This is a genomic window from Paenibacillus sp. FSL H7-0690, assembly GCF_037980415.1.
Classification (GTDB): domain Bacteria; phylum Bacillota; class Bacilli; order Paenibacillales; family Paenibacillaceae; genus Paenibacillus_AQ; species Paenibacillus_AQ odorifer.
Genome location: NZ_CP150281.1, coordinates 22,045 through 34,643, shown reverse-complemented (window position 1 = coordinate 34,643; position 12,599 = coordinate 22,045). Strand labels below are relative to the sequence as shown.

At 48.2% G+C, this 12,599-nt stretch carries 9 protein-coding genes and 3 rRNA genes; 1 reads left to right on the top strand and 11 read right to left on the bottom strand.

Features of this window, described 5'->3' with window-relative positions; all coding sequences use genetic code 11:
- Window positions 1–5: 5 nt before the first annotated feature.
- The 5 genes from MHI32_RS00145 to MHI32_RS00125 form a co-directional block, all read right to left on the bottom strand.
- Window positions 6–449 carry a YaaR family protein gene (locus MHI32_RS00145; protein ID WP_036678842.1) on the bottom strand — a complete coding sequence of 148 codons (444 nt, stop codon included), beginning with the start codon at window positions 447–449 and terminating at the stop codon, window positions 6–8.
- 51 nt (window positions 450–500) lie between these two features.
- Entirely contained in the window at window positions 501–830 is a 330-nt protein-coding gene (locus MHI32_RS00140) for a cyclic-di-AMP receptor (protein WP_036678844.1), read from the bottom strand.
- 126 nt (window positions 831–956) lie between these two features.
- Window positions 957–1,598, bottom strand: a complete 642-nt coding sequence (tmk, locus tag MHI32_RS00135) for a dTMP kinase (protein WP_036678846.1) — start codon at window positions 1,596–1,598, stop codon at window positions 957–959.
- A complete protein-coding gene (locus tag MHI32_RS00130; RefSeq protein WP_076194947.1) occupies window positions 1,599–3,137 on the bottom strand; it encodes an aminotransferase class I/II-fold pyridoxal phosphate-dependent enzyme in 1,539 nt (512 codons plus the stop codon).
- Window positions 3,138–3,345: 208 nt separating this feature from the next.
- Complete coding sequence (locus tag MHI32_RS00125) at window positions 3,346–3,531, bottom strand: sigma factor G inhibitor Gin (RefSeq protein ID WP_036678851.1); 186 nt, start codon at window positions 3,529–3,531, stop codon at window positions 3,346–3,348.
- Window positions 3,532–3,740: 209 nt separating this feature from the next.
- On the opposite strand from MHI32_RS00125, the gene MHI32_RS00120 reads away from it, so the two are divergent.
- Window positions 3,741–4,265 (top strand): hypothetical protein, encoded by a 525-nt coding sequence (locus MHI32_RS00120; protein ID WP_076194944.1) that lies wholly within the window; start codon window positions 3,741–3,743, stop codon window positions 4,263–4,265.
- Between the two features lie 63 nt (window positions 4,266–4,328).
- Here the strand turns inward: MHI32_RS00120 and MHI32_RS00115 are convergent, their stop codons facing one another.
- The 6 genes from MHI32_RS00115 to MHI32_RS00090 all read right to left on the bottom strand — a co-directional run bounded on the left by MHI32_RS00115 (window position 4,329) and on the right by MHI32_RS00090 (window position 12,598).
- Entirely contained in the window at window positions 4,329–4,742 is a 414-nt protein-coding gene (locus MHI32_RS00115) for a hypothetical protein (RefSeq protein WP_036678856.1), read from the bottom strand.
- Between the two features lie 258 nt (window positions 4,743–5,000).
- Window positions 5,001–5,117 (bottom strand): 5S ribosomal RNA (gene rrf / locus MHI32_RS00110).
- A 128-nt stretch (window positions 5,118–5,245) separates the two neighbouring features.
- Window positions 5,246–8,171: ribosomal RNA gene (locus MHI32_RS00105) — 23S ribosomal RNA — on the bottom strand.
- Between the two features lie 232 nt (window positions 8,172–8,403).
- Window positions 8,404–9,961, bottom strand: a 16S ribosomal RNA gene (locus tag MHI32_RS00100).
- Together the 16S, 23S and 5S rRNA genes form the textbook arrangement of a ribosomal RNA operon.
- 424 nt (window positions 9,962–10,385) lie before the next feature.
- Complete coding sequence (locus tag MHI32_RS00095) at window positions 10,386–11,537, bottom strand: amidohydrolase family protein (RefSeq protein WP_076303492.1); 1,152 nt, start codon at window positions 11,535–11,537, stop codon at window positions 10,386–10,388.
- Window positions 11,538–11,539: 2 nt separating this feature from the next.
- Entirely contained in the window at window positions 11,540–12,598 is a 1,059-nt protein-coding gene (locus MHI32_RS00090) for an aminotransferase class V-fold PLP-dependent enzyme (protein ID WP_076195264.1), read from the bottom strand.
- Between the last annotated feature and the right edge of the window lies 1 nt (window position 12,599).

The following is a 12,599-nucleotide window of genomic DNA, read 5'->3' as shown; positions in this document are numbered from 1 at the left end:
AAACTTTAAAAAGAAAGGTTGATTAACAACCCACGAATTTCTCCAACACGTCCCAACAGATCTATTCGGCCCTGCTCACTATTCAGCAGATCGTCTGCCATAGATAGCAAAGCCGCATCAATTTCCTCAAGCAGCTTGTAACGCTTACCCCGCCCACGTCTATCCCATCCACGTGTCTCTTTCAGTATAACGCCTCTACGAGCGGTTTCTTCCAGAAACCTTTTGATCATCATCCGGTAAATGGTGAGTTCACGAATGGTCATAGACTTAGATAAACGGTCGCCTTGTGACTGTATTTCTTTGATCTGGCGGTTTAGTTCATCTTTGGTTTTCTGTTCACCTTGCTGCTGAAAAACGTCAGAGAACGATTTCTGCTGAACAGGCTTATTAGCCCCTTCTGCATTTGGAAGCTCACTCTTTAAGGGCCTATATCCCGGATTGATCTTCAAAGGTTATCTACCGCCCCTTTTTTGTAAATGACTTGCTCATTTATATTATACTTAATAATGTTCGAAACGATCTACAGGAAGCACGAATACAGTAGCGCCACCGACCTGTACTTCAACAGGGAGCGGTAAATAGGAATCCGTCGTGCCACTCATCGGAGTTACTGGAGTGACTAGTTGTTCACGCACTTTACAGCTGTTACGGATAACGTTCAATACAGCTTCGATCTGACTGTCTTCCACCCCAATCATAAATGTCGTATTTCCCGCCCGCAGAAATCCACCTGTACTTGCGAGTTTGGTAGCACGGAAATTGGCTTTTACTAGCTCACTGGATAACCGGTTACTGTCTTTATCCTGGATAATTGCAATGATCAACTTCATCTTCGCATTCCCTCCCAAAAAAGTTTTATGGAGTATTACTACTTAATGTGTTCTTAGTAGTAACCTCACTTCATAAGCAAACGCTTAGTTATATGCCACTTCTCTTATTATATTAGACAAAACACCCTAAAAACCCTTTAATACTCTCTCTTCAAGAGTTCTCACGATATCTTGTTCTACCAGATGAATAGGGCGGTTTGCATCAAGAACTACTATTCTCTCCGGATTCGCCTTAATTAATAAATGATAACCTTCACGAACCTTCTGATGAAAGGCAAGACTCTCCATATCCAGACGATTGACTTCGCGATCTTGATTGGCCGCAATCCGTGATAATCCAATCTCAGGGTCTACATCCAGATAAAAGGTTAGATCGGGCATGCGATTTCCAATAGCAAAACGGTTAATACTCCACACCTCTTCCATACCTAATCCTCTTGCATGTCCTTGATAAACGAGACTGCTGTCTACAAAGCGGTCACAGAGGACTGTAAGCCCTTCTCTAAGAGCTGGCTCTACTACTTCAGCGAGATGTTGGCTTCTTGATGCAGCGTACAGCAATGCCTCTGTACGTGCATCCATTGCAGTATGGGCAGGATCCAGAATAATAGAGCGAATTTTTTCGGCGATTTCTATGCCTCCAGGTTCACGTGTAATTCGATAGGGCATGGACCGATTCTGCAAATATGCTGCTACTCTACCCAGTACCGTTGTTTTTCCGGAGCCTTCGCCCCCTTCTAATGTTATGAAGAAACCTTCTTTGCCCACTTATACTTCTCCGCCCTTCTGAATGTTGTATACCTTAATACGCTGTAAGACCGGATCAGCACAAGCCTGGAACTTCGCGCCTCCATAAGCTAAACCAGTCAGTCTTTGCTGTATCTGATCTGTGATGACCTCACCCGGATATAATAATGGAATGCCTGGTGGATAGGGAATTACCATTTCTGCAGCTACTCTCCCCACGCTGTGTTCAAGATTAATACTTTCTACCTCATTGGCTGACACCGGCTTCAAAGAGAAGGGAACGGGTACCGAGATTTGTAAAACATTCAAATTGTTCCACGTGGAAATATTTTGAGATTCTAAAATGCCAGCGGTGTGCGGTGATTCGGATGTATCCTCCGACTCTATTTCCCGCAGCGCCTGCAATAACCTTGCTGCATCTTCAGCCTTCGAACCGAGGCTGAACAGCAGCACTACGTGCCGGTCGTCACTCATCTCCGGCACACAGCCCTTAGCCTCGAGCCTGCGCTGCAGCTCGAAACCGCCTAGGACCCCGGTGGCGTCATAAATGACGACTTTGAAGGGGTCCTGCGTCTCGTACGCCGCCTTATGCAGCGGCGTGCCGTCGTGCAGCGGCTCTGCCGGCTGCACCAATCCATAGCGCGGCAGCTCGGCAAGGCCGCGCCGCAGGACATCCACGGCGGCCAGCCCCGCCGTGAATGCATCGCTGCCCCGGCTGTGCAGCAGCCGCCGGGCAAGATCAAGCGACGCCATCATAGGATATGATGGGCTGGAGCTCTGCACCATGGCGAGCCGCTGCGAGAGCAGGGCACGGTCGAGCCGCTGCCCTTGAACATGCAGCATAGCGCCCATGGTCATCGCAGTGAGCATCTTGTGCGTGGACTGCACTACGCCGTCCGCGCCACAAGCAAGCGCCCCGGCAGGCAGTGCCGGGTGCTGCCCGTAATGCGCCCCATGCGCTTCATCGACAAGCAGCGGTACACCGCTGTCGTGGCAAATACGCGCGAGGGGCGCAAGGTCACTGCCCATGCCGTAGTAATTGGGCATGGTGACAAATACAGCGGCGGCTTCCGGATAGGCTGCAAGTGCAGCCTCAACAGCTTCTGCCGCCGGCGCTACTGCCAAGCCGCTGAGTGGATCAATTAGCGGCTCGACGAAAACAGCCCTCACTCCAGCTAACATAAGACCATGAATCACTGATTTATGCACATTTCGTTGAAGAATCAGAATCATTCCTGGCTCGGGGCAAGCCGTTAGAATCAGCGCCAGGTTACCCGCCGTACTTCCGCCAACTAGAAAAAAACTCTCCTCTGCTCCAAAGCAATCCGCAGCCAACTCCTGTGCTTCCTTAATGACTCCCTCAGGATGATGAAGATCATCCGTACCGGTAATCTCCGTAACATCGTACTTCATGACCTCATCTAGAAACCCAGCGCCTTCTACGCCGTCATATGCCGCTCCATTTTTATGTCCCGGCACATGATAAGATATATTACCCACAATTCTATATTGCTCCAGCATTTCGTATACAGGTGCCCTACATCGTTGTAATTTATTCATATTAAATTCCTTCCCATAGGGTTCCTTCTATTTTAACGTAAATATTCAGAAACTCCTATGTTTCCTCATAAAAGCATCTGACTGAACAGCAAAACGGCTCCCCCCGCTTAAACAACGAGGAAGCCGTATATGAATATCTCTAATGCAGCCCTTATATCTTTCATCCAGACTGCTCTCTTATCCGCATCAATTAACAGAGTTACTCTACTTAAGCGTTCTTTTGCAATCCGATCTTCTTCATCTGGCCAATAAAAAAACGGTACTTAGCATCTTCTGCCTCGGTACGGATCATTTCTGCCTCACAATCCTCACAAATAAAATGCGAGACAATCACAATACCTTCTTCTTTTTCCTGCCCACAAATGATACAAGCTTGCCCGGTTTGCTGTTCCATAACCATCCCACCTTGACTCTTTTAAGAACAGTATGATACACCTTCTATCATTTTAAACCTTTTCATAGTTTTTTCATATCCTTCGTTTCGTGTATTATATATATTCCGCTGCCCCTATATCGGTGAATATTCGCCCATAGTTTAATAAAATGCTTTCATTCGCCGATATTAAGAACATATGAATCTGTGAGGAGGTTAGTCTATTTTATATGGAACCCAACACCAAAGGCGCTGCTACATTCTATCAATATAAATTAATCAAAAAAATTAATCTAACGGCACCTCTGCTGCGTGTTTATATTTTGCTCCCTCTTTTGGTCCTTGTGCTCGAGACAGTCTTTCTTTCTTGGTGGAGTATTCTCTACTTAATTATAGCTGCTCCGGTTATGTTCTGGGTTCAATATGTTATTTCACGCTCAGTACTTCTAATCTCCGGGCATCCTATTTCAAAAAGATGGTCCATCTCATTTAAAATCCCGTGGCTTGGCTTCATGCCAGATCAACACATTAGTTACCGCATTTTCCGTAAAGTACAGTTACATAATTTTTATATTGGTCTTTGTATTGCAGCTCTCTTTATTTTTTGGTCTCCACCGGCATTTACAGTATCCCTGATTATTTGCCACTTGTGGCTTTTATTGCCCCGTCTCTATACACTGTTCAAAATAAATCAACGCAACAAGGAAGGCATGCTGAAGTTTAATCCATCCGATGCCTCCTATTACTCTCAATAGAGTACAGTTAACCTGTGTTCGCATATAAATAAATAATCGCCATCCATAAAGGACGGCGATTATTTATTTTGTCTTAAGACCTTTAATTAAGGCCTTCTTTTCTTTAGGAATCATAACTATAAAATAATCATCATGCACTGTTAAATGAACCGTTACTCCATCCTTCTGAAAAACACCAGATGAATCGGTATTCTCCTCTTCCTGTTCAACCCATCCCCAGGCCTTAATAGTATCCATATACTCCTCTGGGATGCCGTTCTTCTCCTTTAATCCAGGTAAAGAATAACGCACATAATCCATAGCAACGTTTGTCGTAGTCTGGTCTGGTGAGTACGCCTCTTGGGGCACAGGGAAATTTTTCTCGTTTAGCGCACCCTCAAAAGCATCCCAGCTGGGGGCTTTCGTACCGCAGCCTGCCAGTATTAAAGCTACTATACACGAAAAAATTAATATCTTAATAATTCTCGTTTGTTTCATGCCTTAAATCCTCCTTACCTCCACAATGCATCTAAAGACACAAGAAAATTCAAAGTTAGAATTTATGAGTAGTTCCTTCGTATTAGAGATGTTGCTTATTATTTGCACTTATCTATTATACTTGTATCGACCTCAGCGTCGGTAACAAAAATGTCACTCAATTACAGCCCCTTCAGATGTTGTACTCCCCTTCGAATAACACTCTTGTCCAAAAAAAACAAAAAAGCCACTGCTGATAAATCAACAATGGCTTAATGTGCTTGGCAACGTCCTACTCTCCCAGGACCCTTCGGTCCAAGTACCATCGGCGCTGGAGGGCTTAACGGTCGTGTTCGGGATGGGTACGCGTGGAACCCCTCCGCTATCGCCACCAAACATGCGTCTGTCAAACAGACGCTGCCGCGTGAAATTCGGTTCATCACCAGAAGTGACAATGAATTTCTAAGCGTATTTCAGGCTTGATGCCTGAAAACTGAATCCGAAACAAATCTGCATTCTACGTATAGGATAAGCCCTCGACCGATTAGTATTGGTCAGCTCCATGCATTGCTGCACTTCCACCTCCAACCTATCTACCTCGTCGTCTTCAAGGGGTCTTACTAATTGGGAAATCTCATCTTGAGGGGGGCTTCACGCTTAGATGCTTTCAGCGCTTATCCCGTCCGTACGTAGCTACCCAGCCATGCTCCTGGCGGAACAACTGGTGCACCAGCGGTACGTCCATCCCGGTCCTCTCGTACTAAGGACAGCTCCTCTCAAATTTCCTGCGCCCACGACAGATAGGGACCGAACTGTCTCACGACGTTCTGAACCCAGCTCGCGTACCGCTTTAATGGGCGAACAGCCCAACCCTTGGGACCTACTTCAGCCCCAGGATGCGATGAGCCGACATCGAGGTGCCAAACCTCCCCGTCGATGTGGACTCTTGGGGGAGATAAGCCTGTTATCCCCAGGGTAGCTTTTATCCGTTGAGCGATGGCCCTTCCATGCGGTACCACCGGATCACTAAGTCCGACTTTCGTCCCTGCTCGACTTGTAGGTCTCGCAGTCAAGCTCCCTTATGCCTTTGCACTCTGCGAATGATTTCCAACCATTCTGAGGGAACCTTGGAACGCCTCCGTTACTCTTTAGGAGGCGACCGCCCCAGTCAAACTGCCCGCCTGACACGGTCCCCGTACCCGGTAAGGGCACTAGGTTAGAACCTAGATACGATCAGGGTGGTATCCCAACGGCGCCTCCACCGAAGCTTGCGCTCCGATTTCTACGGCTCCCACCTATCCTGTACAGATCGTACCCAAATTCAATATCAAGCTGCAGTAAAGCTCCATGGGGTCTTTCCGTCTTGTCGCGGGTAACCTGCATCTTCACAGGTATTAAAATTTCACCGGATCTCTCGTTGAGACAGCGCCCAAGTCGTTACGCCATTCGTGCGGGTCAGAATTTACCTGACAAGGAATTTCGCTACCTTAGGACCGTTATAGTTACGGCCGCCGTTTACTGGGGCTTCGGTTCATAGCTTCGGGTTACCCCTAACCACTCCCCTTAACCTTCCAGCACCGGGCAGGCGTCAGCCCGTATACTTCGCCTTGCGGCTTCGCACAGACCTGTGTTTTTGCTAAACAGTCGCTTGGGCCTTTTCACTGCGGCCCCCTCGTGCTATTCACACTACCGGGGCACCCCTTCTCCCGAAGTTACGGGGTCATTTTGCCGAGTTCCTTAACGAGAGTTCTTCCGCGCGCCTTAGAATTCTCTTCTCGCCTACCTGTGTCGGTTTGCGGTACGGGCACCTTCTCCTGGCTAGAGGCTTTTCTTGGCAGTGTGAGATCATGACCTTCGCTACTATAATTTTCGCTCCCCATCACAGCCCAGCCTTATCGATGTGCGGATTTGCCTACACATCAGCCTCACTGCTTAGACGGACATCCATCAGTCCGCGTCACTACCCTCCTGCGTCACCCCATCGCTCATAGCGGATTACGGTGGTACAGTAATTTCAAACTGTTGTCCTTCGACTACGCCTTTCGGCCTCGCCTTAGGTCCCGACTTACCCTGAGCGGACGAGCCTTCCTCAGGAAACCTTGGGCTTTCGGCGGATCAGATTCTCACTGATCTTTTCGTTACTCATACCGGCATTCTCACTTGTGTAGTGTCCAGCGCTCTTTTCAGTACACCTTCAACCCCTACACAACGCTCCCCTACCCCAGATACATAGTATCTAGCCATAGCTTCGGTGGTGTGTTTAGCCCCGTTACATTTTCGGCGCAGAGTCACTCGACCAGTGAGCTATTACGCACTCTTTCAATGGTGGCTGCTTCTAAGCCAACATCCTGGTTGTCTGTGCAACTCCACATCCTTTCCCACTTAACACACACTTGGGGACCTTAGCTGATGGTCTGGGCTGTTTCCCTTTTGACAATGGATCTTAGCACTCACTGTCTGACTCCCGGCAATAAGTATATGGCATTCGGAGTTTGACTGAGCTTGGTAATCCTTGCGGACCCCGCACCCAATCAGTGCTCTACCTCCACTACTCTTATACCGAGGCTAGCCCTAAAGCTATTTCGGGGAGAACCAGCTATCTCCGAGTTCGATTGGAATTTCTCCGCTACCCCCACCTCATCCCCGCACTTTTCAACGTACGTGGGTTCGGGCCTCCAGTGCGTGTTACCGCACCTTCACCCTGGACAGGGGTAGATCACACGGTTTCGGGTCTACGTCCACATACTAATTCGCCCTATTCAGACTCGCTTTCGCTGCGGCTCCACCTTCTCGGCTTAACCTTGCATGTTAAACGTAACTCGCCGGTTCATTCTACAAAAGGCACGCCATCACCCATTAATAGGGCTCTGACTTTTTGTAAGCACACGGTTTCAGGTTCTATTTCACTCCCCTTCCGGGGTGCTTTTCACCTTTCCCTCACGGTACTGTTTCACTATCGGTCGCCAGGTAGTATTTAGCCTTAGCAGATGGTCCTGCTGGATTCATACGGGGTTTCACGTGCCCCGCACTACTCGGGATCCGTCTCGGAGAGAATACAGTTTAGGTTACAGGGCTTTTACCTCTATCGCGGGCCTTTCCAGACCTCTTCACCTACCATATTCCTTTGTAACTCCATGTGAGACGTCCCACAACCCCTAAGAGCAAGCTCTTAGGTTTAGGCTGTTCCGCGTTCGCTCGCCGCTACTGACGGAATCACTATTGTTTTCTCTTCCTCAGGGTACTTAGATGTTTCAGTTCCCCTGGTCTGCCTCTACATTTCCTATGTATTCAGAAATGAGTAACTGCGAATTACCACAGCTGGGTTTCCCCATTCGGACACCCCCGGATCAAAGCTTGCTTACAGCTCCCCGAGGCAGTTTCGTTGTTCGCCACGTCCTTCGTCGGCTCCTGGCGCCTAGGCATCCTCCGTGTGCTCTTATTAGCTTAACCTTGATTTTTCCGAAGAAAAATCTCACTAATAACATTTACTTGTTTACACAAGTTGCTAAAAGATGTTCTAAAACGCAAATTCGTTTCGGTATCCAGTTTTCAAGGATCAAGTCTTACTTGAGAGCTTAAACTCTCAAAACTGAGCAACGAGTGAGTAACAGGCCTAAACCTGAGTTTTGGAAGTTAAACTTCCGATTTGAATGTCCTCATTGCAGAGAACGATTCTCCATAGAAAGGAGGTGATCCAGCCGCACCTTCCGATACGGCTACCTTGTTACGACTTCACCCCAATCATCTACCCCACCTTCGGCGGCTGGCTCCCTTGCGGGTTACCCCACCGACTTCGGGTGTTGTAAACTCTCGTGGTGTGACGGGCGGTGTGTACAAGACCCGGGAACGTATTCACCGCGGCATGCTGATCCGCGATTACTAGCAATTCCGACTTCATGCAGGCGAGTTGCAGCCTGCAATCCGAACTGAGACCGGCTTTGATGGGATTGGCTCCACCTCGCGGCTTCGCTTCCCGTTGTACCGGCCATTGTAGTACGTGTGTAGCCCAGGTCATAAGGGGCATGATGATTTGACGTCATCCCCACCTTCCTCCGGTTTGTCACCGGCAGTCACTCTAGAGTGCCCAGCATTACCTGCTGGCAACTAAAGTTAAGGGTTGCGCTCGTTGCGGGACTTAACCCAACATCTCACGACACGAGCTGACGACAACCATGCACCACCTGTCTCCTCTGTCCCGAAGGCCGCTGCTATCTCTAGCAGATTCAGAGGGATGTCAAGACCTGGTAAGGTTCTTCGCGTTGCTTCGAATTAAACCACATACTCCACTGCTTGTGCGGGTCCCCGTCAATTCCTTTGAGTTTCAGTCTTGCGACCGTACTCCCCAGGCGGAGTGCTTACTGTGTTAACTTCGGCACCAAGGGTATCGAAACCCCTAACACCTAGCACTCATCGTTTACGGCGTGGACTACCAGGGTATCTAATCCTGTTTGCTCCCCACGCTTTCGCGCCTCAGCGTCAGTTACAGCCCAGAAAGTCGCCTTCGCCACTGGTGTTCCTCCACATATCTACGCATTTCACCGCTACACGTGGAATTCCACTTTCCTCTTCTGTACTCAAGCCACCCAGTTTCCAGTGCGACCTCAGGTTGAGCCCAAGGTTTAAACACCAGACTTAAATAGCCGCCTGCGCGCGCTTTACGCCCAATAATTCCGGACAACGCTTGCCCCCTACGTATTACCGCGGCTGCTGGCACGTAGTTAGCCGGGGCTTTCTTCTCAGGTACCGTCACTCCGGTAGCAGTTACTCTACCGGACGTTCTTCCCTGGCAACAGAGCTTTACGATCCGAAAACCTTCATCACTCACGCGGCGTTGCTCCGTCAGGCTTTCGCCCATTGCGGAAGATTCCCTACTGCTGCCTCCCGTAGGAGTCTGGGCCGTGTCTCAGTCCCAGTGTGGCCGTTCACCCTCTCAGGTCGGCTACGCATCGTCGCCTTGGTGGGCCGTTACCCCACCAACTAGCTAATGCGCCGCAGGCCCATCCCTCAGTGACAGATTGCTCCGTCTTTCATTCTTCTCTCAGGAGAAAAAAGAAATTATCCGGTATTAGCTACCGTTTCCGGTAGTTATCCCAGTCTGAAGGGCAGGTTGCCTACGTGTTACTCACCCGTCCGCCGCTAAGTTATTTTGAAAGCAAGCTTTCAAAATAACTCCGCTCGACTTGCATGTATTAGGCACGCCGCCAGCGTTCGTCCTGAGCCAGGATCAAACTCTCCAATTAGTATTGAAAAGAGCGATATGCTCATTTTGAAACATCTGACGAGAAAATTAATTCTCTAATTTGGATTTCACTTGCGTGATTTCCTACTCACTCGTTGTTCAGTTTTCAAAGATCAAGTTCTCGTTGGCGCCGTTTAATGTCTCAGCAGCAACTCTTATACTATATCATGTTCGGCCATTGAATGTCAAGCTCTTTTTTTAACTTCTTTTTCGAGCTCGGCATGTGTACTTCTTGGCCGGACTTAGAATATATCATGTATGGAGATGCATTGCAAGAGTTTTTTTATATAAAATCAAAAGCATAAAACATCATCTATGTATTATCGTATTATAATAACTACCTCCCCTTATCATCTAATTATCTAGAAAGTAAAAAAACAACTGCAGAAGATAACAGTTGTTTTTTAGAAGAAGCTTAGACGATTCTAGATTAATTCCGCTTCCTTCGCTCCAGTAATTACGGCAATGATATTGCTTCGAAGTGCCTCCGCATTGTGCGCTTCATATGGATCCGCTTTGAAAACAACAGCATCTGCAATAAAACCTTCTGCAATTTGTCCCAGCTCGTTACCGCTCCCCAGAATATCAGCAGCACTTTTAGTCGCAGCCTGCCAAGCTTCTCTCCGAGTTAAGCCATAATCAATCAATGTATCCAGTTCTTGAAGGTTATAGCCATGTAGTGCAGGTGTGGCATAATCTGTACCGAATCCAATACGAACGCCTTCTCTTTTTGCATAATGAATGGCCTTGGAATGACATTCGGCAGCGCGGGCAGCTCGGTCGCAAATGATCGGGTTCAACGCTAGAACGCCTTTTGGGTCTGCAGCAATACGATAAATTGATGTGGTGGGTACAAACGCTACCCTCGAGTTAGCAAGTCTTCCTGCCTGATCCTCAGTTAGAAACATCCCATGCTCTATTGATTCCACGCCGGCCTGGATGGACCAGTCTATCGTCACTCCGCCCCAGGTATGAACCAGTACCTTCTTATCATGGGCATGTGCATTACGAACAATGAACGAGAACTCTTCTTCGGAAAAGATCGGGTCAACGACTTTCTCGGTAGGTGCTCCAAGCCCGCCTGTGGCCATGATTTTTATCCAACCCGCTCCTGTAGCAAAGATTTCCGCCATGCGTTGTTCTAAATGCTTAAGACCACGGGCATCTGCTGCTCCAATCATATCGCTACTGGTCTGCACTCTTAATGGATGCTGATATTGCTGAACAAGATGCTGCACTGTGCTCGGCAGAATCCCACCTGCATCACGGGCAGTCGTTACACCCGTTCTAAGAGTAGCTTCAAAAGCTTGTGCCTGCATAATTTCGATCTCGTTGGCATCGCGCTTCAATTGATCAGAGTGGTCAAAATCTGTCCAAGCTAAATGCGTATGAAGATCAATAATACCCGGACTTAGCCACAGATCTGTTCCTGCAAGATTTGACTCTACTTGATGCGGCTCCGCTTCAGTAATGGATGAAAAACGCCCATCCTTTATCACGACATCAAAACGTCTGCCTTCGATACCTGCTATAAAAATGTCATTGAACGTTTGCAGCTCTGGATGCTTATGAATCATCTTCATTCCCCCCATGCCAGCCGAACAGCTGCTAATGCCTGAACAGGGTCTTGTTTCAACAGTTCGGCAAGCGTGGATATAGCCTTCTCCACACTTTGCCGCTCAGCATTCGTTCCAAAATGGTTGATCCGTAGAAGATGGCCAAATAATTCTCCGTCTCCGGGAGCCACAATGCCTATAGGCTGCTCAATCCGCAACTCTTGCTTTCCAGAAATCCGCACCGTTGTAGTCAGCGTAGAATAATGTCTGCTGTCCTTTTGCCAAGGCTCAAGCCCCAAGGATTTAATACCAGCTACAGCAGCTGCTGCGGCTCGCTCATGGCGTTTGATTACTTGATCCAATCCTTCTTCTTCAATTCGTGTCAAAGCTTGAGTCAAGGCTCTAGCCTCCAGCGTAGGAATGTTTGGGGCAACCCGCAATGGCGCGGCGTCTCCAAGTGATGGTTTCAGATCCAGCAAGGATAAGATAGAATTGCGTGGAGCATTTTCATTCGACTCAAGAAATTCCCAGCCACGTGGAGAAATACTTACGGCACTAACACCGTTGGGTCCAGCTAAGGCTTTTTGCGCACCTATAACTGCAAAATCAACGGACCATTCATCCACCAGCAGGGCCTCCCCCCCAACCGCAGATACGGAGTCCGACACAGTAATTAGATTGAATTCTTTTGCAATTTCAAATATTTCTTTAGCAGGATTAGAGCCTCCAGTAACCACTTCAGCTTGAACAAAAGAAAGGGCACAAGGTTTAAACTCCTTAATCGCAGAAGCAACTTGGTCGCTAGTGACCACTTCATCAAAAGGAACCTTTACTTCAACAACCGTTGCTCCACCCCGCTCAAGCCATTTTCCAAATAAACTTCCATAAGGACCTGTTACTATATTTACAATGGTTCGACCGGGTGCAGCTATTCCGGCGGCTACCGCCTCGATTCCAAGGATTGCCTCAGCCGGAATAATAACTGGAGGGTGCTCAGTAAACAAGACTTTGGAAATTAAATGTGTTAGCTTATTGTACTCAGCCAGTGAAAGTGGCACGTATCCTTTATGTTCTCGGTTCATA